This window comes from Dickeya dadantii NCPPB 898 (genome assembly GCF_000406145.1).
Lineage (GTDB): Bacteria > Pseudomonadota > Gammaproteobacteria > Enterobacterales > Enterobacteriaceae > Dickeya > Dickeya dadantii.
In genome coordinates this window covers 4192922-4217507 of the sequence record NZ_CM001976.1, presented here as the reverse complement: position 1 = coordinate 4217507, position 24586 = coordinate 4192922, and the positions used below count along the sequence as shown (strand labels likewise).

General features: G+C 60.8%; 22 protein-coding genes and 1 pseudogene. 13 read left to right on the top strand and 10 right to left on the bottom strand.

Annotated features, from left to right (window positions below; translation table 11 throughout):
• From DDA898_RS18905 to nifM, 3 genes are read left to right on the top strand one after another with little or no spacing between them, the layout of a single operon-like run.
• Positions 1 to 270, top strand: coding sequence for a nitrogenase-stabilizing/protective protein NifW (locus DDA898_RS18905; RefSeq protein WP_038902180.1), 270 nt, complete (start codon positions 1 to 3; stop codon positions 268 to 270).
• Positions 254 to 697 (top strand): nitrogen fixation protein NifZ, encoded by a 444-nt coding sequence (locus tag DDA898_RS18900; protein WP_038912040.1) that lies wholly within the window; start codon positions 254 to 256, stop codon positions 695 to 697. The genes DDA898_RS18905 and DDA898_RS18900 overlap by 17 nt, the downstream gene beginning before the upstream one ends.
• Complete coding sequence (gene nifM / locus DDA898_RS18895) at positions 694 to 1506, top strand: nitrogen fixation protein NifM (RefSeq protein ID WP_081639266.1); 813 nt, start codon at positions 694 to 696, stop codon at positions 1504 to 1506. The genes DDA898_RS18900 and nifM overlap by 4 nt, the downstream gene beginning before the upstream one ends.
• Here the strand turns inward: nifM and DDA898_RS22545 are convergent.
• The 3 genes from DDA898_RS22545 to DDA898_RS18880 form a co-directional block, all read right to left on the bottom strand.
• Positions 1427 to 2071: a methylated-DNA--[protein]-cysteine S-methyltransferase gene (locus DDA898_RS22545; RefSeq protein ID WP_201765871.1), complete on the bottom strand. Its 645-nt coding sequence runs from the start codon at positions 2069 to 2071 to the stop codon at positions 1427 to 1429. The genes nifM and DDA898_RS22545 overlap by 80 nt on opposite strands.
• Before the next feature lie 41 nt (positions 2072 to 2112).
• Positions 2113 to 3477 carry a DNA-3-methyladenine glycosylase 2 family protein gene (locus tag DDA898_RS18885; protein WP_038912039.1) on the bottom strand — a complete coding sequence of 455 codons (1365 nt, stop codon included), beginning with the start codon at positions 3475 to 3477 and terminating at the stop codon, positions 2113 to 2115.
• A gap of 287 nt (positions 3478 to 3764) precedes the next feature.
• Entirely contained in the window at positions 3765 to 4295 is a 531-nt protein-coding gene (locus DDA898_RS18880) for a flavodoxin (protein ID WP_013319623.1), read from the bottom strand.
• 440 nt (positions 4296 to 4735) lie between these two features.
• On the opposite strand from DDA898_RS18880, the gene nifL reads away from it, so the two are divergent.
• The 3 genes from nifL (at position 4736) to nifB (ending at position 9499) form a co-directional block, all read left to right on the top strand.
• On the top strand, positions 4736 to 6265 hold the full coding sequence (gene nifL / locus DDA898_RS18875) for a nitrogen fixation negative regulator NifL (protein ID WP_038912038.1): 1530 nt from the start codon (positions 4736 to 4738) through the stop codon (positions 6263 to 6265).
• Positions 6262 to 7833 (top strand): nif-specific transcriptional activator NifA, encoded by a 1572-nt coding sequence (nifA, locus tag DDA898_RS18870; RefSeq protein WP_038912037.1) that lies wholly within the window; start codon positions 6262 to 6264, stop codon positions 7831 to 7833. The genes nifL and nifA overlap by 4 nt, the downstream gene beginning before the upstream one ends.
• A gap of 268 nt (positions 7834 to 8101) precedes the next feature.
• Entirely contained in the window at positions 8102 to 9499 is a 1398-nt protein-coding gene (gene nifB, locus DDA898_RS18865) for a nitrogenase cofactor biosynthesis protein NifB (protein ID WP_038912035.1), read from the top strand.
• Positions 9500 to 9798: 299 nt separating this feature from the next.
• On the opposite strand, the pseudogene DDA898_RS23860 reads toward nifB, so the two are convergent.
• A pseudogene (locus DDA898_RS23860) lies at positions 9799 to 10146 on the bottom strand (IS110 family transposase); the annotation flags it as partial.
• Between the two features lie 367 nt (positions 10147 to 10513).
• On the opposite strand from DDA898_RS23860, the gene DDA898_RS18855 reads away from it, so the two are divergent.
• A complete protein-coding gene (locus DDA898_RS18855; RefSeq protein ID WP_038912034.1) occupies positions 10514 to 12184 on the top strand; it encodes a methyl-accepting chemotaxis protein in 1671 nt (556 codons plus the stop codon).
• A 225-nt stretch (positions 12185 to 12409) separates the two neighbouring features.
• Here DDA898_RS18855 and DDA898_RS18850 read toward each other — a convergent pair whose 3' ends face one another.
• Positions 12410 to 13306: a LysR family transcriptional regulator gene (locus DDA898_RS18850; RefSeq protein WP_013319616.1), complete on the bottom strand. Its 897-nt coding sequence runs from the start codon at positions 13304 to 13306 to the stop codon at positions 12410 to 12412.
• A 160-nt stretch (positions 13307 to 13466) separates the two neighbouring features.
• Here DDA898_RS18850 and DDA898_RS18845 point away from each other — a divergent pair, with 160 nt between their 5' ends.
• From DDA898_RS18845 to DDA898_RS18820, 6 genes are all read left to right on the top strand, one after another.
• Entirely contained in the window at positions 13467 to 14798 is a 1332-nt protein-coding gene (locus DDA898_RS18845; RefSeq protein ID WP_013319615.1) for a M20 family metallo-hydrolase, read from the top strand.
• Positions 14795 to 16246, top strand: coding sequence for a M20 family metallopeptidase (locus DDA898_RS18840; protein WP_038912033.1), 1452 nt, complete (start codon positions 14795 to 14797; stop codon positions 16244 to 16246). The genes DDA898_RS18845 and DDA898_RS18840 overlap by 4 nt, the downstream gene beginning before the upstream one ends.
• Positions 16247 to 16439: 193 nt before the next feature.
• Complete coding sequence (abgT, locus tag DDA898_RS18835; protein WP_038902168.1) at positions 16440 to 17963, top strand: p-aminobenzoyl-glutamate transporter; 1524 nt, start codon at positions 16440 to 16442, stop codon at positions 17961 to 17963.
• A gap of 151 nt (positions 17964 to 18114) precedes the next feature.
• On the top strand, positions 18115 to 18600 hold the full coding sequence (locus tag DDA898_RS18830; protein ID WP_050570289.1) for a MarR family winged helix-turn-helix transcriptional regulator: 486 nt from the start codon (positions 18115 to 18117) through the stop codon (positions 18598 to 18600).
• A gap of 118 nt (positions 18601 to 18718) precedes the next feature.
• Entirely contained in the window at positions 18719 to 19144 is a 426-nt protein-coding gene (locus DDA898_RS18825) for an organic hydroperoxide resistance protein (protein ID WP_033112099.1), read from the top strand.
• Between the two features lie 70 nt (positions 19145 to 19214).
• Positions 19215 to 20225: an alpha/beta hydrolase gene (locus DDA898_RS18820; RefSeq protein ID WP_038912032.1), complete on the top strand. Its 1011-nt coding sequence runs from the start codon at positions 19215 to 19217 to the stop codon at positions 20223 to 20225.
• An 85-nt stretch (positions 20226 to 20310) separates the two neighbouring features.
• Here the strand turns inward: DDA898_RS18820 and DDA898_RS18815 are convergent, their stop codons facing one another.
• The 5 genes from DDA898_RS18815 to DDA898_RS18795 are packed head-to-tail and all read right to left on the bottom strand — an operon-like array spanning position 20311 to position 24522.
• Positions 20311 to 21129, bottom strand: coding sequence for an amino acid ABC transporter ATP-binding protein (locus DDA898_RS18815; RefSeq protein ID WP_038912030.1), 819 nt, complete (start codon positions 21127 to 21129; stop codon positions 20311 to 20313).
• A gap of 18 nt (positions 21130 to 21147) precedes the next feature.
• Positions 21148 to 22086 carry an amino acid ABC transporter permease gene (locus tag DDA898_RS18810; RefSeq protein ID WP_038912029.1) on the bottom strand — a complete coding sequence of 313 codons (939 nt, stop codon included), beginning with the start codon at positions 22084 to 22086 and terminating at the stop codon, positions 21148 to 21150.
• 4 nt (positions 22087 to 22090) lie between these two features.
• The gene (locus tag DDA898_RS18805; RefSeq protein WP_038912028.1) at positions 22091 to 22621 is read right to left on the bottom strand and encodes a GNAT family N-acetyltransferase; all 531 of its coding nucleotides are present in this window, start codon (positions 22619 to 22621) and stop codon (positions 22091 to 22093) included.
• Between the two features lie 29 nt (positions 22622 to 22650).
• Positions 22651 to 23598 carry an ABC transporter substrate-binding protein gene (locus DDA898_RS18800; protein WP_038912027.1) on the bottom strand — a complete coding sequence of 316 codons (948 nt, stop codon included), beginning with the start codon at positions 23596 to 23598 and terminating at the stop codon, positions 22651 to 22653.
• A gap of 45 nt (positions 23599 to 23643) precedes the next feature.
• Complete coding sequence (locus DDA898_RS18795; RefSeq protein WP_050572851.1) at positions 23644 to 24522, bottom strand: ABC transporter substrate-binding protein; 879 nt, start codon at positions 24520 to 24522, stop codon at positions 23644 to 23646.
• Positions 24523 to 24586 lie beyond the last annotated feature (64 nt).

The following is a 24586-nucleotide window of genomic DNA, read 5'->3' as shown; positions in this document are numbered from 1 at the left end:
ATGGAATGGTTCTACCGTTTGCCGGGGGTACAGGCGTTGCAGGGCGCCGACGCTTTTTTTGCCTTTTTTGAGGTGCCGTACGACGCCGACCGACTAAGCCGGTGTCAGGTGCCGGTGCTGCGCGAGTTTCGCCGTCGGCTGATGGCGGCGGTGCCGCTGCGTAATGCGCTGGATGATGTGCAGAACGCCGACTGGCAATTGGCACGACGGCTGCTGGCGGAGAGTTATCAGCAATCGGTGGGCGGAGGTCGCGATGACGCCGAAATTTGAGTGCGGTGACGCCGTGCGGGTGGTGCGCGCGCTGCGTAACGACGGCACGTTCGTCGGCCGGGCGCGCGGTGAGTTGCTGGTGCGCCGCGGCAGTGTCGGGTATGTGCGCGAGTGGGGGGTATTTCTGCAGGATCAGATCATCTATCAGGTGCATTTTCTCGATCGGGATCGGGTCGTCGGCTGCCGCGAGTCAGAGCTGATCGACGCCGATCGGCCCTGGCTGGCCGGGGATTTTCAGTACGGCGACCGGGTGCGCTGCGTGCAGCCGCTGGCGATCGGCGGCGATATCGTGGCGGCGGCGGGCCTGCAGGGCGAGGTGCTGGCGACCGCGCAGGGAGAGCGGTGCGACAGCTGCATCGTGCTGTTCGGCGAACGGCAGTTTCAGGTGCCGGTATCGGCGCTGTACAACCTGGAGGTGGCGGAATGACCGGGCGAGAAAGCATGACGCCGCCGGCCTGGCAGCGCTTTAGCCGCCTGCGGCTGGCGCAGACCCGTTGGCATTGTCTACCGGAGCAACTACCTGAGGCGGAGCTGCCGCGTTTTGAGCGTCAACTGCTGCGCCAGCTGGCGCTGGAGCAGGCAGTGGCGGCGGCGGCCTGCCAACAGTCGCTGACCGCGACAAGCGCGCAATTGCAGCAGGTGGCGCAACAGCTGGCGCAGGAGCTGGTTAGCGCCGGGTTTTCCGCCGACGAGCAGCGGGCCATTGTGCTGCATCACTCGTTGATGGAATTGCAACTGGCGAGCGTCGGCGCGCAGGCCGACGAACCGCAACCGGCGGAGGTTCGGCGCTGGTATCGACAGCACGCCGACCGTTTCCGCCGACCGGAGCAGCGGCTGACCCGCCATCTACTGCTGACTGTCGATGGTAACCGCCCGGCGGTCGATCAACAGGTGGCGGGGATGTTACGTCAGTTGCGTGCCGATCCGGACGGCTTTGCGTCGCTGGCGCAGCGCCATTCCCACTGCCCGACCGCGTTGGAGGGGGGGCTGATGGGCTGGGTCAGCCGCGGCCTGTTGTTTCCGGCGCTGGAGCGTTGCCTGTTTGCGCTGGCGGTGGGGGAGCTGAGCGAACCGGTGGAGACCGAACTGGGCCTGCATCTGCTGCGCTGTGAGGCGATTCGTCCGGCCGTGCCGCTGCCGGAAGCGGAGGCGCTGGTTAAAGCGGGCGATTACCTGCGCTTACAGCGTCAGCATCAGCAGCAGCGACAGTGGTTGCAGACGCTGCTGCCGTCTTAACGGCATGACGCCGTTCGTGCGCCAGTAGCCACTGTTTGGTCGCCAGCCCGCCGGCGTAACCGGTCAGCGCGCCGGAGGTCGCGATCACCCGGTGGCAGGGCACGATGATGGAAATCTGGTTTTTGGACGACGCCATGCCTACCGCCCGCGACCCTTTGGGGTTGCCGACGGCGATGGCGACGTGCTGGTAACTACGGGTCACGCCGTAGCCGATATCCAGCAGCCGGGCGTAGACCTGCCGGCGGAACGGCGTGGCGTCCTGATGCAGCGGCAGGTCGAAGGTGGTGCGCTGGCCGGCGAAATATTCCTGCAACTGCCGGCAGCAGGTTTGTGTGACGGTATCCGGCCGGGCGGTTTTTTTCTCGTTGCTGAACAGCACGCTGGTCACGCAGCCGTCAGCGGCGGTGACGTCGGCGTAGCGCCAGGGGAAACCGTTCGGGCAGTCCAGTTGTTGCGTCGCCATCTTCACAGGGTGTTCCTCCACAAAACGTGTTTCCACGGTCTGTTTTTTCACTGAATGTTCTTCCTCAACATGTTTTTCCACCGAATGCTTTTTCCACTGCATGTTTTTTTCCACAGCATGCTTTTTCCACGGATAGCGCATGTTTACAGCGTGTTCCACAGATGCAGCGTGAGGTAGCTTTTCCACGGCGCCGCCCGCTGCGGGTCGATGTCACCCAACTGGCGCAAAGCGTTGCGGATGCCGAGATCGCCGCCAAGCCAGATATCGGGATCGTTGAGCGAACGCAGTTTCAAATAATCGAGCGTCCAGCGACCGACGCCTTTGACCTCGGTGAGCCTGTCGATCTCGCTGAGGTCGTGGTGGCAGAACCAGTCGGCGATATTCACCAGCGTGGCTTTTTTCGACTGCATGGTGCGCAGTTGGCCGACAACCTCTGGCGTAATGCGATCCGGCGTTGGGAAATAACGCTGGCCGTCTTCCTCAATCGCGCAGAGCGACACCAGCTGGTTCAGCAGCGTGGTGGCGGCGGATACGCTCACCTGCTGACCGCAAACGGCGCGGAGAGCGGCTTCAAACGGTGAGAACACGCCGGGAATGCGGATGCCGGGGACGATCGGCAATGTCGGATAGGCTCGACGCAACTGATCCTCGACCGCCTCGATATTGACGTTGAGATCGAACAGGTTGCGGATCCGCTCCAGCACCTGCGACAACAGCGTCAGGCGGCTTAGCGCGATCGTCACATCAAACCCGCCCGTCGCCGGACGTATCTGAAACGACCCCCTCTCGCCGTTAAGGCTAAAGCGGCGGCCGTAAGTGGCGCCCTCGATCCATTCCACGCCGTCGATCAACCGCCGCGACTGGAACGCCAGAAAATAATCCCAGTGGTAGCGCCCGCCGACCGGCAGGCGCAGCCTGATGTGTTCGGTCTTATTCCGGCTGTCCGATGGCGACAGCATCATCCGTTTGGGCGTGGTTTTCAGGTATTTGTCGATAAGCTGATAAAACCCGCTCAGGCCGCTGAATCCGCACGATGCGGCGATATCGGTGATGCTGAGGCTGGAGCTTTGGAACAGCTTTTTGGCGAAAAAAATCTTCGCGATGTTTTGGTATTCCTTCACCGAACAGCCGTAATGCTCGCGGAACAACCGGTTCAGGTAGCGGCTGGAGAGAAAGTGGGCATCGGCAATCTGCTCCACCTTCGACAGCAGGTGTTCACCGCTGTCGATGGCGGCGGCGATGCGCACCGGCAGTAGCTGTTTGCGGTCCAGTTCGGCAAAGCGCGGCGCGTATTCCGGCTTGCAGCGCAGGCAGGGGCGAAAACCGGCCTGAATCGCCTCGGTGCGGGTGCGGTAGTAAACGACGTTCTTCTCCAGCGGCAACGACGCCGGGCAGATGGGGCGGCAGAAAATACCGGTGGATTTGACGGCGACGAAAAAGGTGCCGTCAAAACGCGGATCGCGGCTGATCCTCGCCTGTTGCCATATTGTCAGCACCGTGTCGTTCATGTCGTGTTCCTCGTGTGTTGCCTTAAGTTAATCGCAAAACGGCGCGTTAATCTTCCTCGTTTCGGAACAGGATGATGAATGTGGCGGTTAAGTGTGATTTTTATCACGTTCAATCGAGGTGGCGATCTGGCTGGTCTTTTAATATCAAGTAATTAGGTTTTTGACGCACGACGATGGGAAACGCCGTTGGCGGGCGCGGGCGACCCGGCCGTTGCCCTGACGGAGCAACAGGCCGGGAAGGGATGACGTGGGATGAAAGGACACACGGCACAGGCTGCCGCGCGGCATTACAGGATGGTGGACTTGATTTGCGCCAGCCAGTTGTCGAGGCGCTGTTCCGTCAGGTCGTGCTGGTTGTCCTGATCCAGCACCAGACCGACAAACCGGTCTTCCTGCAACGCGGCGGAGGCGTTGAATTCGTAGCCGTCGCTCGGCCAGTCGCCCACCACGCGCGCGCCCAGATCGGTCATGACGTCGTAGAGCGGTTTCAGGCCGCTGGCGAAATTGTCCGGGTAGCCCTGCTGATCCCCCAGCCCGAACAGCGCGACGATTTTCCCTTTCAGGTCGGCACCCGCCAGTTCATCGGCGAATTCCAGCCAGGACGGCGCTTCGCAACCGGCTTCGATGCCGGGCAACTGGCCGTCGCCCAGCGTCGGGGTGCCCAGCAGCAGCACCGGATAGGACAGAAACGTCTCCAGCGAGGTACGGTTGATGTTGACCGGCGCGTCCGCCGCCTCGCCCAGCTTCTGATGAATCAGTTTGGCGATTTTGCGGGTTTTGCCGGTATCGGTGCCAAAGAAAATGCCAATGTTCGCCATAGTTATGCTCCTGACAGCGTGATGATGAAGAGAAAAACCGGTAATGAAGAAAACGGCGCTCCTGGAAGGAGGCATCAGGCCGTTCGTTCATGTTGTGAATCCTGTTACGAATTCTGTTAGTGCGAATCCCGTGCCAGTTTTGGCCGGTGCGCCACATGGATTTTTCTGCACATTGATGGCGCACGGCTGCACTTTTGTTGTGCTTTTTTTGTACTGGCGAGGCGGCTTTTTCCCCTGATAAACGCGCATGGTTGCGGGGTTTGACGGTTTTTGGCGGCAAAACAGGGATCCGGATCAATGTTTAGTCTTCTTAATCAATAAAAGGTGCAGTGTTTGCATGGTTATTCCCCGTAATTCGCCAGCCGGACGGGGTGTCGCAGCCTGCGACAAATTGTCGAAAAGCCGACATCCCCGCCGCCAAACCGTAAGGGAGTCACCCTATGTCCATGCATGTGATGGCGGAATCTTTTCCGCTGGGCGAAATCGCCAGCCATCTGTCCCGACAGCACCCGTCGCTGTTTTCCACCGTGGTGGAGCAGTCGTCGGTGGCGATCTCCCTGACCGACCCGCACGCCCATATCGTGTACACCAACCCGGCGTTTTGCCGCCTGACCGGCTATAACCTGCCGCAGTTGCTCGGGCAGAATCATCGCATTCTCGCCAGCCAGCAAACCCCGGCCGAGGTGTATCAGGCGCTATGGCAGACGCTGTTGCAGGGGAATGCCTGGCGCGGTCAACTGATTAACCGCCGCCGCGACGGCAGCCTGTATCTGGCCGAAATCGACATCACGCCGATTTTCAATTCCCGCGGCGAGGTGGAGCACTACCTCGGTATGCACAAGGACATCAGCGCCGGCTATGCGCTGGAGCAGCGGCTGCGCAACCACATGACGCTGATCACCGCGGTGCTGAATAACATTCCGGCGGCGGTGGTGGTGGTGGACGAGCAGGACCGGGTGATCATGGATAATCTGGCTTACAAGACACTGTGCGCCGACTGCGGTGGCCGCGAGCTGCTGGCGGTGCTGGATTATCCGGCCAATAAAGCGGCGCTGCAGCAAGGCGCGGCGCTGCCGGTCACCGTCCGCGGCGCGGTGCGCTGGCTGACGCTCGGCTGCTGGGCGCTGCCCGGCGTCAATGAAGAAGCCAGCCGCTATTTCACCGATACCGCGCTGCCGCGCACGCTGCTCGTCATCAGCGACTGCACCGAACAGCAGCAGCAACACCAGCAGGGGCGGATCGACCGCCTCAAACAGCAGATGACCAACGGCAAGCTGCTGGCGGCGATCCGCGAGTCGTTGGATGCGGCGCTGATTCAGCTCAACTGTCCGCTCAACATGCTGGCGGCCGCCCGCCGGCTCAACGGCGAAGACCGCAGCAACGTGGCGCTGGAGTCCGCCTGGCGCGAAGGCGAAGAAGCGGTGGCGCGGCTACAGTCCTGCCGCCCGTCGCTGGATTTCGAACCCGTGGCGGACTGGCCGCTCGGCACGCTGGCCGAGGATCTGGCCGCGCTGTATCACACCCGCTTTACCGACGGCGACCAGTTGCGCTACGAGCTGGAAACGCCGCAACTGGTCGGATTCGGCCAGCGCACCCAGATTCTGGCCTGCCTCAGCCTGTGGCTGGATCGTACGCTGGCGCTGGCGGGAGAAATTCGACCCTTCGCACTTTCAGTGCATCTGTTCGCCCGGCAGGACGGCGACTGGCTGGCGTTGTATCTGGAAGACAACGTGCCGCTGGAACAGGTGCGCTACGTCAGCACCCAGACCGCGCTCACCTCGCCGGGCAAAGGCATGGAACTGCGCCTGATTCAAACGCTGGTAGCCCATCATCAGGGGGCGATAGACTTGACCTCCCGTCCGGGCGGCGGCACCTGTCTGACCCTGCGCTTCCCGCTATCAGCCTCACCCACAGGACTTTCCGCGTCACTAACAGGACACTCCCCTTCACTAACAGGAGGCTCAAAATGACACAGGCATCCGATACGGGCCACGTGGTATGGCGTTTTGATTTGTCTCAGCAGTTTACGGCGGTGCAACGCATCAGCGCGGCGCTGAGCCGGGCGACCGATGTGGGGCAGGCGCTGCAGGCGGTGCTGCGGGTGCTGCATGATGACGCCTTTATGCAGCACAGCATGATTTGCCTGTATGACCCGCAGCGCGGCGCGCTGAGGGTGGAGGCGCTGCACTGTGAGGATGAACGGGTGGCATCCAGCAGCAGCCAGGTGTGCTACCGGCCGGGCGAAGGGCTGGTGGGCGCGGTGATGGCCCAGCGTCAGCCGCTGGTGTTGCCGCGCGTGGCGGATGACCAGCGTTTTCTCGACCGGCTTAGCCTGTACGACTACGAACTGCCGTTCATCGGCGTGCCGCTGCTGGGCATCGAACAACAGCCGATCGGCGTGCTGGCGGCGCAGCCGATGGCGCGCTACGAGGAACGTCTGCCGGCCAGCACCCGTTTTCTGGAAACGGTGGCCAGCCTGATCGTGCAGACGGTTCGGCTGATGCGTGCGCCTCAGCGTGATGGCGAGCCGCCATCAGCCGTGAACCGCCCGGCCGCCTGCAAGACGCCGCGGCCGTTCGGTTTTGACAGCATGGTGGGAACCAGCGTGGCGATGCGCCAGACGCTGGAGATCATCCGTCAGGTATCGCGCTGGGATACCACGGTGCTGGTGCGCGGCGAGAGCGGCACCGGTAAAGAGCTGGTGGCGAACGCTATCCACTACAATTCGCCGCGCGCGGCGGCGCCGTTCGTGAAATTCAACTGCGCGGCGCTGCCGGACAACCTGCTGGAAAGCGAACTGTTCGGCCATGAAAAAGGCGCCTTCACCGGCGCGGTGCGTCAGCGCAAAGGGCGCTTTGAACTGGCGGACGGCGGCACGCTGTTTTTGGATGAAATCGGCGAAAGCAGCGCTTCGTTTCAGGCCAAACTGCTGCGCATCCTGCAGGAAGGGGAGATGGAGCGCGTAGGCGGCGACGAAACCCTGCGCGTTAATGTGCGGATTATCGCCGCCACCAACCGTCATCTGGAGGAAGAGGTGCGCGCCGGTCATTTCCGCGAAGATCTCTACTACCGGCTGAACGTGATGCCGGTATCGCTGCCGCCGCTGCGGGAACGGCAGGAGGACATTGTCGAACTGGCGCAGTTTCTGGTGAAAAAGATCGCCGCGCATCAGGGGCGGACGCTGCGCATCAGCGACGGCGCCATCCGCCTGCTGATGGGATACAACTGGCCGGGCAACGTGCGCGAGCTGGAGAACTGTCTGGAGCGGGCGGCGGTGATGACCGACAGCGGGTTGATCGACCGTGACGTCATCCTGTTTAACCACCACGACGCGATACCGATGATGAACAAACCGACGCCGCCGGCCGCCGCCGAAGAGGGCTGGCTCGATCAGAATCTGGATGAACGCCAGCGGCTGATCGCCGCGCTGGAGAAAACCGGCTGGGTACAGGCTAAGGCGGCGCGGTTACTGGGGATGACGCCGCGGCAGGTGGCCTATCGCATCCAGATTATGGACATCAATATGCACCGTCTTTAAGCGGCCGTCGGGATTAAGGCGTGTGGCAGATGAGTGTGTGGCCGATTGTAGTGTGGCAGATTGTAGTGTGGCAGATTGTGGTGGGGCGGATGAATGTGTGGCCGATTGTGATATGTGGCACATTGTCGGCCGAATGCCACAATCCCGACAAACCCGCCTGACGGTTTTATTCGCATCATATTGTTTTTAAATCAATAAATTTTTATGTCATGCGGTATGGCTCTTGCACCTTCCGGGTATGATTTCTTTCTTCGCATAGGCCATAACCATGACATCCTGCCCTTCCGCATCCGGCTGCCGTTCCGACCAGACCGACCGTTTTACTCCGCTGCAAGCCAGCAAGGTGGCGCATCACCCCTGCTACTCGGTGAGCGGGCACCATCACTACGCCCGTATGCATCTGGCGGTAGCGCCCGCCTGTAACCTGCAATGCCACTACTGCAATCGCAAATACGATTGCAGTAACGAATCCCGGCCCGGCGTGGTGTCCGAACTGCTGACGCCGGAGCAGGCGGTGGCGAAAGCGCATCAGGTGGCGGCGGCCATCCCGCAGCTGTCGGTGGTCGGCATCGCCGGGCCGGGCGACCCGCTGGCGAATATCGCCCGCACCTTCCGCACCCTGACGCTGCTGCGCGAGCAGTTGCCGGACCTCAAGCTATGCCTGTCCACCAACGGTCTGATGCTGCCGGAGGCGGTGGATCGGCTGCTGGATGTCGGCGTCGATCACGTCACGGTGACGGTCAACGCGCTCGATGCGGATATTGCGGCGCAGATCTATGCCTGGCTGTGGCTGGATGGCGATCGCTATACCGGGCGTGAGGCGGGCATGATCCTGCTGGAGCGCCAGCAGGAGGGGATCCGGCGACTGACGGAAAACGGCGTGCTGGTGAAGATCAACTCGGTACTGATCCCCGGCATCAACGATCGGCATTTGTTCGAGGTCAGCCAGCAGGCGCGGCGCTGGGGGGCATTTTTGCACAACATCATGCCGCTGATCGCCCGACCGGAACACGGCACGGTGTTCGGCCTCAACGGCCAGCCGGAACCGGACGCCGACGCGCTGGCGGCGGTGCGGACGCAGTGCGGCGCGGCGATGCCGCAGATGGCGCATTGTCAGCAGTGCCGGGCGGACGCCATCGGCATGCTGGGGGAAGACCGTAGCCAGCAGTTCCGGCTGTCATCGTTGCCCGCTGAGCCGCAACCTTATCTGCCGCTGTTGCACCAGCGCGCGCAGGTACACGCCAGCATCGCCTCGCGGGGCGAATCCGAAGAGCCGGATGCCTGTCTGGTGGCGGTGGCGTCGTCCGGCGGCGAGGTGATCGACTGCCATTTCGGCCATGCCGAACGCTTTCAAATCTACAGCCTGTCGGCCGCGGGCGTGGTGCTGGTCAACGAACGTTTCGCGCCTAAATATTGCCGTGGCAGCGATGACTGCGAACCCGCCGACAGCGAAGATCGCATGGCGGCGATGCTGGCGTTGCTGGCGGACGTAGAGGCGGTGTTTTGCGCCCGCATCGGCTATGCGCCGTGGCAGAAGCTGGAGCAGCAGGGGATCCAGCCCAACGTGGAAGGGGCCTGGCAGAATGTCGCCGAGGTGCTGGGCCGCTGGTGGCGGCAACGTCAGCAGGCACGCCCCGCCGGGGAACGTGCGCAGGGTGCGGCGTGATGGACGGGGCGGAGTTCTGGCTGCGGCGACTGCTGACGCTACATGACGCCGGCGCAGCCTGTTTCCCCCGGCTAATGGGGCTGGATGAGGCGGCCTGGCTGGCGCTGCGGCAGCGGCTGAACCAGCCCGCGCCGGGAGCGAACGCCGCGCGGGATCAGCGCCAGTCGCTGATCAATGAACCACAACAGAACTCGGCCAGAAGAGCGGCCGCAAGCTGGCCGTGCTGGCTGAACCCTTACCAGAATCAGCAGGACGCCGCGCAGTATGCATCAGCTAATATCGCCAGCTGCCTCGCTACGTTTCACAGCAACAAAAACAGCATCTGGGGTCGGACTACCGCTGCACAAATGCGCCTCTGCATAAGCGATCGCGTCCCGGAGCTGATCCCGCTGAACACACGGCACAACATGAGCTGGAAAAAATCAACCTGACCGTCAGCGCCGTACTGCATCAAACGACGAGCGAAGTGATGAGCTGATGCACAGGCTTCCATACCAATTAAACAGGGCGACAACTGCGCCAGAAATGGCAGCAATGCGTTTCTGCGCAGGAGCAGGCGCAATACAGTTGTGCCCCGCAATGATCAACGCCATGAAGCTGAGAAAACATTTTACTGCCAAATCAATGCCAAGGCCTGATACTTGCATGTGGACGCTCCTGCTGTAACTGAAGTGTGATGCTCTCAGTATGGCAAAAACGACGCCGCCTAAGTTGGAGCGGCCATCTCATCATCCATGCAGCTCACACGACGAAGCCGCTCACCTCAGCACAGTTTTAACGCCGGGAAAACCCTTCATTATGCTCTTATACGGTCTGCCAGCGAATAAGAAATATATTTTTTTAAATATATTTCTTACTTATCATTTTCAGCTTGCCGGTTAAATAAAAAGGCGGAATGGCCGATATAGCAGGCATCTCTGCTGCGATAAAAGGAGGCGGATAACAATTAATTAAAATAAGCCCGAGTCAACAGCTATAAAACTAATAATCAATCGCATGATCGAGAGGTATTAAATGAGTTTTATTTGTAACGTCAGGGTTAAAATTATGATGCTGGCTATCCTGATCATATTCACCCTGTTATGGGGCGGAGTGTCGTTTTTTTCTCTGTATTCACTAAATAGTCTGACCGGCGAGATTGGCCTGACGAATGTGCAGCAAACTAACGGCGACATTATTAACGGCGCCAGCGATCGTTACTACAAAGTTAAATTGTCGATGGATGAAGCGGCCATTGCCGAAAATAACAGCGATCGCGTGCGCACGTTGCTTAACGATGCCGCGGCGGACGTGGATTTTCTGAAAGGCGGGCTGGCGCAGTTCAAGGCTACCGACCACGCCAATATCAGCAGCAACATCATTGATGATATTTACAATAGTTCCTACCAGCTGTTCAGCGAAGCGATTGTGCCGATGCTGGACGCGGTCAGGCAGAATAATCACGATGCCTATAACAAACTCGTCAGGGAGAAATACAACCCGCTGCGGGTAAAATTCACCACCGCCATTAACGAATATAACCAGATTATTAAAAACCTGAAAACCGATGCGCAGGCCCGCATTTCAGCCTGGGTATACTGGTGTAAGGTTACGCTGATCGTCGCCATGATTGTTGGGTTGTGCGTGGTGATATTAACCGACCGCTATCTCGCTATTCAAATGGGCCGCCCGCTGGAAAAGGTTAAAGCGCATTTGCAGATTCTGTCGAACGGGCAACTGGATTCGACAATTGGCGAAATGGGGCGTAATGAGATTGGGCAGTTAATTCCGTTTGTTAACGCCATGCAGCAGAACTGGATAAAAACGGTGGCCGATATTCGCCGGAGCGCCAGCGAGATTTATCACGGCAGCAGCGAGATCGCCGCCGGTAACGCCGACCTGTCCTCTCGCACCGAAGAACAGGCCGCCGCCCTGAGCGAAACCGCCGCCAGCATGGAACAGCTGAGCGCGGTGGTGAAACAGAACGCGGATAGCGCCCATCAGGCCAGTTCGCTGGCGCGGGATGCGTCAAAAGCGGCCAACAACGGCGGCGACGTGGTGAAAGCGGTAAGCAACAGCATGCAGAACATCACCCACAGTTCGCAGAAAATCGTCGATATCATCAATGTGATCGACAGTATTGCCTTCCAGACCAATATCCTGGCGCTGAATGCGGCGGTGGAAGCGGCGCGCGCCGGAGAAGCCGGGCGCGGGTTCGCGGTGGTGGCGAGCGAGGTCAGAAATCTGGCCCAGCGCAGCGCCCAGGCGGCGAAGGAAATCAAAACCCTGATCGACGAGTCGGTAGACAATGTCAAAAATGGCTACGAGCAGGTATCGCTGGCCAGCAAGTCGATGGAGGACATCCTGAAGTCGGTCATCAATGTGACGGATATCATGGGGGAAATCGCCTCGGCGTCCAGCGAGCAGAGCAAGGGCATTTCCCAGGTGGGAACGGCCATCACGCAAATGGATAGCGTGACGCAGCAGAACGCGGCGCTGGTCGAACAGTCTTCGGCGACGTCGTCTTCGCTGGAAGAACAGGCGCATCACCTGAACGAGATTGTCTCGGTATTCAAACTGCCGGGCGTGGCCGACGCCACGGCGGCGCGCCGGGAACTCAAACCGGCCGGGAAGGTGGCCGCGCTGGCGAACCTGAGTCAGACCTCCCGACAGGAGAAGGCCGGCGACGACTGGACGTCGTTCTGAACCCGGTGGTGTCCGGCTTTACGCGGCGCTTTTAGCGTGAGCCTCACTTTAGCGTGAGATTCACCACGGCGACGGCCTGCGGGTGGTCGCCGTTTTTTTTTTGCATCAGCGATGCGTTAAACCAGCGATGCATTAAACCAGCGATGCATTAAACCTCCGATGCGTTAAACCAGCGATGTGCTAAACCACAGACGCGTTAAACCACAGACGCGTTCATCGCGCCGGTTACCGGCAATACCGCCGAAACAGTTTGGCTAATTGAGCGCCCATCGGCGACAGCATGGTGTCCTTGCGTTGAATCAGATAGAAGGTGGCTTTGGGCAGCGGCTGGTCCAGCTCCAGCACCCGCAGGCGTTCGCCGAGGATCGGGTCGCGGATGACGTCCCGCGACAGGATGCTGATGAAGTCGGTTTTGGCGACCAGACTGACGCTGGACATCAGGGTTTCGCAGGTGACGCTGACCCGGGGCGTGACCGGCAGCGTGGCGAACAGGTCAAACAGCTGTTTGTAGTAACTGCCGCGCGGGGTGGGCATGGTCCACTCGTAGTCCAGTAAATCCTCCAGCGAATGCGCCCGTTGAATCGGGTGATCGCGCCGCACTACCACGCAGTATTCCTTTTCCATCAGTTTTTCGTATAACAGTTCGTTATCATAGGACGAGCCGGAATAGGTATTGACGGTGAAATCCAGTTCCCCCTGCCGCAGCTCGTGGATCATCGCCACCAGTTGCCCTTCGGTGATCCGCAGTTTGACCTGCGGATACAGCCGGTGAAAACGGCTGACGATCTCCGGCATCACCGTGTGGGCGATGCTGGCGCCGACCCCGATATTGACCCGTCCGCTGGCCTGCCCGAGCCGCTGCTGGATGTCTTCGCGCGCCACGCGCAACTCTTCCATAATCAGGCTGGCGTGGCGGAAATAGGCTTCGCCGCAGTCGGTCAGCGCCATCCCCTGGCGGTGGCGCAGAAACAGGCGCGCGCCCAGACAGGCTTCCAGTTCCTGAATGGATTTAGTCAGCGCCGGTTGCGACAGATTCAACTGCCGCGACGCGGCCCGGATGCTGCCGTGGCGCGCCACTTCTACGAATGATTGCAACTGATGCAGCTTTACGTTCTGAGTCATCTCGTTCTCTGATCGCCGTTCTGGTGATAACTATGATTTATCACGCCAAAGATCCTGACATCTTATTCACACTGGTGGGTTTGTGTACATTTTTTTCAGTTAATGACAGTCCGTTGCACGGGCGTCTTCGAATCAGAACACCACCAGAGAAAACAGGCTTATGCACTCAGACGTTCTTTATTCCGATTTGTCTCAACGCGTGGAACAACTCATTCCGTGGCTGCGGGAAACGCGCCGCGATTTGCATAAATATGCGGAATCCGGCTGGCTGGAGTTTCGTACCGCCACTCGGGTCGCCGAAGCGCTGCACCAGTTGGGCTACCCGCTTAAGCTCGGACGGGAGGTGATCAACGCCGACGCCCGCATGGGGCTGCCGCCGGCCGAGGTATTGCAGGCGCAGGAACAGCGGGCGCTGGCGCAGGGCGCGCTGCCGCAATGGCTGCCCTATTTCTCCGGTGGTTTTACCGGCATCGTGGCGACGCTGGACACCGGTCGCCCCGGCCCGGTCATCGGGTATCGCGTCGATATGGACGCGCTCGATCTTAACGAACAGCTGGCGGACGATCACCGCCCATTCCGCGACGGGTTCGCCTCCTGCAACGCCGGCATGATGCATGCCTGCGGCCATGACGGTCATACCACCATTGGGCTGGGGTTGGCGCAGGTATTGATGGCGATGCGCGATCAACTGTGCGGCACCATCAAGATTCTGTTCCAGCCGGCGGAAGAGGGCACCCGCGGCGGTAAGTCGATGGCGGAAGCAGGCGTGGTGGATGACGTGGACTATTTCACCGCCATTCATATCGGCACCGGTATTCCGAACGGGCATCTGGTGTGCGGCAACGACACGTTCATGGCGACCACCAAGCTGGACGTCACCTACCGCGGCGTGGCGTCTCATGCCGGCGGCCGGCCGGAAGAGGGCCGCAACGCTCTGCTGGCGGCGGCGCAGGCCACGCTGGGGCTGCATGCCATTCCACGCCACAGCGGCGGCAGTTCGCGCATCAACGTCGGCGTGTTGCAGGCCGGCACCGGGCGCAATGTGGTGCCGTCGCACGCCATGATGAAAGTGGAAACCCGCGGCGCCACCAACGAGGTTAACGAATTTATCTATCAGCAGGCGCTGAAGGTGATCGACGGCGCAGCCGCCATGCACGGCGTCGAGGTGGATGTCGCGCTGATGGGCGCGGCGCAGTGCAGCCAGCCCAGTCCGGAATGGGTGGCGTTTATTCGCCGTCAGGCCGGGCGGGTCGGTGAACTGAGCCACATTATCGACCGCAAAGACGGCGCGGCCGGCTCTGAAGACGCCACCTACCTGATGGAACGGGTGAAGGCGCACGGCGGTCTGGCGTCTTACGCGGTGTTCGGCACCGAACTCAGCGCCGGGCATCACAACGAGAAGTTCGATTTTGACGAAAGCGTGATGGCGGTGGCGGTGAAAACGCTGGCGCTGCTGGCGCTCAATATCCGCGAGTTTGGGGAGGCGCAATGACCCAGGCGATCGTCGGATTGGTTAACGACGCGCTGGCCGCCCGCGCGCAACAGCTGGCCGCCATCGCGGATGATATCTGGGATCACCCGGAAACCCGTTTTACCGAGCATTACTCGGCCGAACGGCTGGCCGGCACGCTGGAAGCGGAAGGCTTCAGCGTGCAGCGCGGCATCGCCGGTATCGACACCGCGTTCGTCGCCAGCTTTGGCAGCGGTAAGCCGGTGGTGGCGCTGCTGGGCGAATTCGACGCGCTGGCCGGGTTGAGTCAACAGGCCGGCTGCGCCGCACCGGCGCCGCTGGCGGCGGGCGGTAACGGTCACGGCTGCGGCCACAACCTGCTCGGCACCGCCGGGCTGGGCGGGGTGCTGGCGGTCAAAGCCTGGCTGGAACAACACCCGCAGGCCGGCACCGTCCGTTTTTACGGCTGCCCGGGGGAAGAGGGCGGTTCCGGCAAAACCTTTATGGCGCGCGAAGGCGTGTTCGACGATGTGGATGCGGCGCTGACCTGGCACCCGGAAACCTTCAGCGGCATGTTCTGCACCCCAACGCTGGCCAACATTCAGGCCGCGTTCCGTTTCAAGGGCGTGGCGGCGCACGCGGCGGCCGCGCCGCATCTGGGGCGCAGCGCGCTGGACGCGGTGACGCTGATGAACACCGGCGCCAATTTCCTGCGCGAGCACATCATTCCCGAAGCCCGGCTGCATTACGCCGTGACCGACACCGGCGGCCATTCGCCCAACGTGGTGCAGGCGGACGCCGAAGTGTTGTATCTGGTGCGCGCCCCGCAGATCGACCAGGCGCAGGCTATCTATGAGCGGGTGGTGAATATCGCCCGGGGCGCGGCGCTGATGACCGATACCACTCTGACGGTGCGCTTTGATAAGGCTTGTTCCAACTATGTGCCCAACCGGACGTTGGAACAGGCGATGTACGGTTTTGTCGAGGCGTTTGGCGTGCCGGCGTACAGCGCGCAGGAGCAGGACTACGCCGCCGACATCGTCCGGACGCTGAGCGCCGAGGACATCGCCAGCAATTTTTCGAGCATAGCCCGCACCGGCGGCACGGCCGGTCAGGCGTTCAGCCGTTCGCTCAAAGGCCATGCGCTGACCTCGCAGGTCGCGCCCTATGCGCCGACCGACGCGTTGCTTTCCGGCTCCACCGACGTCGGGGATGTCAGCTGGCTGGTGCCGACCGCCCAATGCTTCAGTCCCTGTTACGCGCTCGGCACGCCGCTGCATACCTGGCAGGCGGTGGCGCAGGGTCGCACCTCGCTGGCGCACAAGGGCATGCTGCTGGCGGCGAAAGTGATGTCGGCCACCGCGCTGGCGCTGTTTACCGATAGCGCGCTATTGCAGGCCTGCCGACAGGAATGGCGGCAACAGCGGCAGGAAACGCCGTACCGTTGCCCGATCCCGGCCGGTATCCAGCCATCGCCCTTATCACATTGATCTTAAATTTTTTTCTTGAGGTTTTGCCTGGGGATTTCCTGCGTTGCGCCGTTCCCGCAACGCAGCTCTGGGCCGGATAAGCCGAGTCGCGCGGCTGCCCGAAAAGCGATAACACGAATAACAACAATACCAACCACAACACAATAAATCACAACAAAACAACCACATAAAATTCAGTACAGAGGGGAAAACCATGAGTGTGACAGCGGAAAGCAGCCAGCCGCAGCCGGGCGGGCTATTTCAGTGGGTAGAGCGGGTGGGGAACAAAATCCCCAATCCGTTTCTGTTGTTTGTATACCTGATCGCCGCGTTAATGGCGGCCAGCGCGCTGTTTTCCTGGTTTGGCATTACCGCCACCAACCCGGCCAACGGTGAAGTGGTGCGGGTGAAAAACCTGCTCAGCGTGGAAGGGTTGCAATGGATTTTGCCCAACGTCATCAAGAATTTCAGTGGATTTACCCCGCTGGGCGCCATTCTGGCGCTGGTGCTGGGGGCCGGGCTGGCGGAGCGCGTCGGCCTGCTGCAAACGCTGATGTACAAAATGGCTTCGCGCGTCAGCGCCCGCTATGCCAGCTACATGGTGCTGTTTATCGCTTTTTTCAGCCATATCTCGTCGGATGCCGCGCTGGTGGTGATGCCGCCGTTGGGCGCGCTGATTTTTCTGGCGGTCGGCCGTCATCCGGTGGCCGGCCTGCTGGCGGCGATAGCCGGCGTCGGCTCCGGTTTTACCGCTAATCTGCTGATCGTCACCACCGATGTGTTGTTGTCCGGGTTGAGCACCGAATCGGCCAAGGTCATCAATCCGGCGGTGCATGTCAGCGTGATTGATAACTGGTTTTTCATGGCGGCGTCGGTGGTGGTATTGACAATTGCCGGGGCGCTGCTGACCGACAAATTCATCGAGCCGCGTCTGCCGCCGTATCAGGGCGAGCGTCACGAGCATCTGTCCCGGCTGACGCCGGAGCAGAACCGTGGCCTGCGCGCCAGCGGTATCGCCGCGCTGGCGTTCATCGCTCTCGTCGCATTGCTGGTGGTGCCGGAGTGGGGGCCGCTGCGCGATCCGGTCAAACATACCGTGATGCCGTCGCCGTTTATTCAGGGCATCGTGCCGTTGATCATCCTGTTTTTCTTCGTGGTGTCGATTCCTTACGGCATGGTCACCGGCCAAATCAAATCCCAGAACGACCTGCCACAGCTGATGGTGGACCCGATGAAGGGCATGGCCGGTTTCATCGTGATGGTGTTTCCGCTGTCGCAGTTCGTGGCGTTCTTCAACTGGAGCAACATGGGCAAGTTCATCGCCATCGGGCTGACCGACCTGCTGGAGTCGCTGGGTATGACCGGGATACCGGCGTTTGTCGGGCTGATCTTCCTGTCGGCGTTCCTGTGCATGTTCATCGCCAGCGGTTCGGCCATCTGGTCGATTCTGGCGCCGATTTTCGTACCGATGTTCATGTTGCTGGGCTTTCATCCGGCGTTTGCTCAGATCGTGTTCCGGGTGGCGGATTCGTCGGTGATCCCGCTGGCACCGGTGTCGCCGTTCATTCCGTTATTCCTCGGATTCCTGCAGCGCTATAACAAAGAGGCGCGGCTGGGCACCTATTACTCGCTGGTGCTGCCGTATCCGCTGGTGTTTTTTACCGTCTGGCTGGCGCTGTTGGTGGTGTGGTATCTGCTGGGGCTGCCGATCGGGCCGGGGGTTTATCCGCATTTATAATCGCCGTATTGCATGACGTTGATGGAAAACCGGCGGTGTCACTCGCCGGTTTTTATTTATTATCAATGTATTATAATTTATTTTCCGTTTTTTGTTATTTTTTAATCTAAATCGTTTGCTATTTAATTTTGAGCGATGTAGAGTGGCGACCATGAACAGAAATGATACCGACACCAAACCGACATTCACCAAACCAGCATTGAGCGATGACGCCTTCCGACTGGATGGCCAGCTCTGTTTCGCGCTCTACTCGGCGAATCTGGCAATGAACAAGTTGTATCGTCGCCTGCTGGCCGAGCTGAACCTGACCTACCCCCAGTATCTGGCGATGCTGGTGCTGTGGGAACGCGATGGGGTGACGGTATCTGAACTGGGTGAGCGCCTGTTTCTGGATTCCGCTACCCTGACGCCGCTGCTCAAGCGCCTGCAAGCCGCGGGGCTGGTAACGCGCCGTCGCGGCACCGAAGATGAACGTCAGGTACTGATTGAGCTGACCGATGACGGGCGTGATCTGCAAAATAAAGCACAGGCGGTGCCGGAAGGCGTGTTCTGCGCGTCAGAATGTAATATCGAGCAGTTGCGTGCCATCAAGCACGATCTGGAAACGCTGCGCGCCAGCCTCATCAGACATATTTGATGAGTCGATATGATGTAACGCGTGCTTGCCGGCCGCGTTTTTTTATCACCAATTAAGTAGTGTACGATTTAATTTTTAACGATACAAATAAGCGTAATCCATCCACAGGAGTCACATGATGTCTATTGAAAAAGTTCTCTACGTTGCACATGCCCAGGCTAACGGCGGCCGTGATGGTCGGGCGGTCTCTTCCGACCAACAGCTGGATGTCAAGCTGACCACTCCGCGTGAGCTGGGCGGCGCCGGCGGTGAAGGCACCAACCCGGAGCAGCTGTTCGCGGCCGGTTACTCCGCCTGTTTCCTGGGCGCGCTGAAGTTCGTCGGCGCCCGCGACAAAGTGTCGATTCCGGCGGGCACCACCATTAACGGTAGCGTGGGGATCGGTGCGATTCCGAACGGTTTCGGCATCGAAGTTGAACTGAAAATCTCTCTGCCAGGTCTGGACCGTGCGGTAGCGGAAGAGCTGGTACAGAAAGCGCACATCGTCTGCCCGTACTCCAATGCGACACGCGGCAACATCGATGTAACACTGACTGTTATCTGAGTCAGGTGAGAAGTAAGTGTAATTTGTTAAAAAATAAACTCTTTTTCACTTAACAACAGGGTAATTCACCATGAGAAAATGTCTTGTCGCAGCCTTGCTGGCCGCCGTAACCGGAAATGCCGCCGCAGCGGATAACAACGCGCCGTATGTTGAACGTCATGTGCAGGCGTTTCTGGACAAACTGAACGCGGGCGGCGGCAAGCCTCTTGAACAGTTGTCGCCGGCTGAAGCGCGTGAAGTGCTGGTGGGGGCGCAGGCGGGCGCGAAACTGCCGGCGGCCGACGTCACCCAGAAAACCATTACCGTTGACGGTCAGAAGATCCCGCTGATTATCGTCAAACCAGCGGGCAGCACCGGCATTCTGCCAGTGTTCATGTTCTTCCACGGCGGCGGCTGGATTCTGGGGGATTACCAGACGCATGAACGCTTCGTGCGTGACCTGGTGGTACAGTCCGGCGCGGCGGCAGTGTTCGTCGATTACTCGCGGTCGCCGGAAGTGCATTATCCGGTAGCGATTCGTCAGGCGTACGCCGCGACCCGCTGGGTAGCGGAAAACGGCAAAGACATCGGCGTTGACGGTTCACGACTGGCGCTGGCGGGCAACAGCGTGGGCGGCAACATGGTGGCGGCAGTGGCGCAGCAGGCCAAACAGGCCGGTACGCCGCGTATTCGCTATCAGGTGATGTTCTGGCCGGTGACCGACGCTAACTTCAACACCGCGTCTTACCAGCAGTTCCAGAATGGTTATTTCCTGAGCCGCAACATGATGAAATGGTTCTGGGATGCCTACACCACCGACGGCAAGCAGCGCCGCGATATTCTGGCCTCGCCGCTGCAGGGCACCCGCGAACAGCTGAAAGGCTTGCCGCCGGCGCTGATTCAAACCGCGGAACTGGACGTGCTGCGCGACGAAGGCGAAGCCTACGGCCGTAAGCTGGACGCCGCCGGGGTGGATGTCACCGTCACGCGCTATAACGGCATGATCCATGACTTCGGTCTGCTGAATGCGCTGAGCGATGTACCGGCCACCCGCGCCGCGCTGTTGCAGGCGTCCACCGAACTGCGTGAACGACTGAAATAACCCGCTCTCCCCGGCGTCAGCCGGGGAATTGGGACACAATCTATTGAGACACAATCTATTGAGACCCAATCTATTGGGACCCAGCTTAGAGCACCTTGTTTAAAAAGCTGACGGTGCGCGGATGGGCTGGATGGTTCAGCACCTGCTGCGCGTCGCCGCTTTCCACGATTCTGCCGTCCACCATAAACACCACCCGATCCGCCACTTCGCGCGCGAAACCGATCTCATGGGTAACGATCACCATCGTCACGCCGGATCGCGCCAGATCCTTGATCACGTCCAGCACCTCGCCCACCAGTTCCGGGTCCAGCGCCGAGGTCGGTTCGTCAAACAGCATCACCTTGGGGTTGAGCGCCAGCGCGCGGGCGATGGCGATGCGTTGTTGCTGCCCGCCGGAGAGGTGGCGCGGGTAAGCGTTCGCCTTGTGGCGTAATCCGACCCGGTCCAGCAGCGCCAGCGCTACGCTCTGCGCCTGCGCACGGCGGTACAACCGGTGCACCCGCGGCGCTTCAATAATGTTTTCCAGCACCGTTAGGTGCGGGAACAGGTTGAAATTCTGGAAGACGTAACCGACGCCGAGGCGCTGGCGCAGAATTTCCCGTTCTTTCAGTTCGTACAGCGTATCGCCTTCGCGGCGGTAGCCGATGTAGTCGCCGTCGATACGGATGGTGCCTTCGTCCACCCGCTCCAGATGGTTGATGGTACGCAGCAGGGTGGATTTGCCGGAACCGGACGGCCCGATAATCACCGTGACCGAACCGGGCGGCAGCGTCAGGCTGATGTTATCCAGCGCCCGGTGCGCGCCGAACCACTTGCCGACCCCCTGAATGTCGATCCGGCCTTTTTCGGTTACGGGGCGGGGCGCGGTACGCGGGATGGAATAGAGATCAATGGCTTCAGACATGTTGCTTCTCCCTGAAAATCAGCGGCGGCGCGTGCTCAGGCGCTGGAATAGCCGCCGCAGCGGATGCGTCGGCGTTTCCCGCACCGCGCCGCGGGCGACGTAGCGTTCGACAAAATACTGCAACACCGACAGCACGCTGGTGATCACCAGATACCAGACGGTGGCGACCATCAGCAGCGGAATCACCTGCTGGGTACGGTTGTAAATTACCTGCACGGTGTAAAACAGCTCCGGCAGCGCCAGCACGTACACCACCGAGGTCCCTTTGGCCAGGCTGATGATTTCGTTGAAACCGGTCGGCAGAATCGAGCGCAGCGCCTGCGGCAGAATAATCCGCCAGGTGCGGCGGTAACCCGGCAGGCCGAGCGCGGCGGCGGCTTCGAACTGCCCGGCGTCGACGCCGAGAATGCCGCCGCGGATAATTTCGGCGGTGTAGGCCGATTGCACCAGCGTCAGCCCCAGCACCGCCACGGCGAATGGGCCGAGCACATCAATGGTCGGGTAGCGGAAAAACTCGATGGAGGTGAAGGGGATGCCCAGCGCCAGCGCGTCGTACAGGTACGAAAAGTTGTAGAGGATAATCAGTACCAGAATCAGCGGCAGCGATCGAAACAGCCAGATGTACAGCCAGGCCAGCGTGCTGAGTAGCGTGGACGACGACAGCCGCGCCAGCGCCAGCCCGGTGCCGGCGATGATGCTGAACAGGGAGCCAAGCAGCGTCAGCAGCAGCGTGCGCCCCAGCCCTTCCACAATCACCGGATTAAAGAAATAGCTGGCGAACACCGGCCATTCCCAACGGCTGTTGAGCGCCACCGATTCGGCGATGCCGGCGAAAATAAACAGCGAAAACAGCGCGCCGGCGATGCGCAGCGGATAACGGGTCGGCACCACGCGTAACGGCGTCGCAGGCGCGTCGGCTGAATTCTGGGACAGCGAAGGATGGATGGATTGCGTCATGAGCTTATACCTTTACCCGTTCCTGATGCGCTGTCCGGGTAAGGGCCGGGTCATACAGTGGTTTGCGAAACGGCAGCCGGCCATCGTGCGGCGGCAGGCTGTAATATTCCGGGTCGATCTGGGTATCGAACTGCGGCTGATAACCTTCGCTCAGGTACAACCCGACCGCTTCCGGCTGACGGAAACCGGTGGTCAGAAATACCTCCCGGTAGCCCAGCCGGCGGGCGTGTTGCTCCAGCTCGTGCAGTACCCGTCTGGCTAACCCCTGACGCCGCAGGGTTCTGTCGGTCCAGATGCGTTTAAGCTCGGCGGTGGCGGCGTCGTAGCGTTTGAACGCGCCGGTGGCGATCGGCCGCTCATCGCGCAGCAGTACGATGAAGATGCCGTCCGGCGGTAAATAAAGCCCCTGCGGCTCTGGATCCCGATGGGCGAAGTAATCGCCGTAGCGCTGGCGGTATTCGGCAAACAGCCCGTCCAACACCGGCACAATGCGGTGGTCTTCCGGGTCGGTGATGATAAAGCGTTCGTCAGACATAACGTCCTCCCTGTGCGGCTGGATGCGGATTACAGCGGCGCGTCGCCCAGACCCGGCGGGTTGATCTCCGAGCGGCTGATGCGTTCTACGCCTTCCCCCCAGCGGTTCAGCACCCGGTCGTACTCGCCGCCCTGAATCACGCCGTTAAGCGCGCTATTGAGGGCGGTCACCAGCCCGTTGCCTTTGCGGGTGGTCACCGCGATATGCGCCACCTGTGGCCAGCCGCCGTTGACGGTGCCCACCAGTCGGGTCTGCCCATTCAGCGCCGCTTTGTACGCGCCGGTGACGTTCGGGCCGAACGTGGCGTCGGCGCGGCCGGACTGAATGCTCAGGTTGGCGGCGGCAGCGTCGGTGACGTAGACCGGCTGGAACGGCGGCAGGCCGGCCGCCTGATTTTGCTTGTCCCAGTCGAGCAGGATGGCTTCCTGATTGGTGCCGGAACCGACGATAATCTTCAGCCCGGCGATATCTTTGGCGCTCTGTATTGTCTGGATTTTACTGCTGGATTTCACATAGAAGCCCAGCGTGTCGGCGCGGTAGGTGGCAAAGTCAAAACGCTCTTTTCGCGCTTTGGTCACCGTCACGTTGGTGATGGCGACGTCATACTTGCCGGAGGCGACGCCCAGCGGCCAGTCTTCCCACGAGGTCGATACCAGATTCAATTCTAGTCCGAGGCTGTCGGCCACCAGCCGGGCGATATCCGGTTCGCTGCCGATGATGCTTTTGTTGTCGTCCGCCAGAAAGGCCAGCGGCGGCGAGGAGCCTAATGCCGCGACCGCGACGGTGAGTTTGCCCGGTTCGACAAACGTAAATCCGGCCGGAATCTGCGCGATGGCCTGCGGATTTTTGGGCGCCTGGATTGGCTGTTGGTTAGCCTTCAGATCGATGCCGGCGGCGTGCGCGCTGCCGAGCAATAGCCAGCCGCCGAACAACGTGGCGGCCAGACGGTAAAACGGACGAACGGCGAGAGTCTGCATAGCGTATTCCTTGAACATAAAAAATCGACGGCGGCGCGAGTCGGGTTATTCGTCCAGACCGCGCGGATTGACCTCGGAACGTGTGACTTTTTCGTCATTCTCGCCCCAGCGGTCCAGCACCTGTGCGTACTGCCCGCCGGCGATGACGCCGTTGAGCGCGGTGCTGATCGGTTGCGCCAGCCCGTTGCCCTTGCGGGTGGTGACCGCTACCGGCGCCACGGTGGGGCCGATACCCACCATCCGCGTTTGGCCGGTCAACGCCGCTTTGTAGGCCCCGATGGAGTGCGGGCCGAAAAAGGCGTCCACCCGGCCGGACTGAATACTCAGGTTGGCGGCGGCATCGTCGGTAACGTAGACAGGTTGCACCGGCGGCAAGCCCTGCGCGCGGTTCTGGCGATCCCAGCCCAACAGGATATTTTCCTGATTGGTGCCGGAACCGACGATCACCTTCAGCCCCGCTACGTCCGCCGGCCCGCGAATCGCCTGAATCCGGCTGGTGGATTTGACGTAAAAGCCCAGCGTATCGACGCGGTAGGTGGCGAAATCGAATCTCTCCTTGCGCGCTTTGGTGACCGCGATATTGATGATGGCGGCATCGTAGCGGCCGGAGGCGATGCCCAGCGGCCAGTCCTCCCAGGCGGTGGGTACCAGCTTGAGCTTCAGCCCCAACGCGTCGGCAAGCAGCCGGGCGATGTCCGGATCGCTGCCGATGCGCGTCTTGTTGTCATCCGCCAGCAGCGCCAGCGGCGGGGAGCTGTGATTGGAGATCGCCACCGTCAGCGTGCCGGGTTCGGCAAAGGTAAACCCGGCCGGGATCTCGGCGATGGCCTGCGGATTGCCCGGCGCGCGCACCGGCAACTGGTTGGCTTGCAGGTCGATCCCGCCGACGACGGCAGGCCCGGCGTGCCCGCTGGCGCTGAACACATGTCCGCTGGCGCTGAACACATGTCCGCTGGCGCTGAACACATATCCGCTGACGCTGAACAAC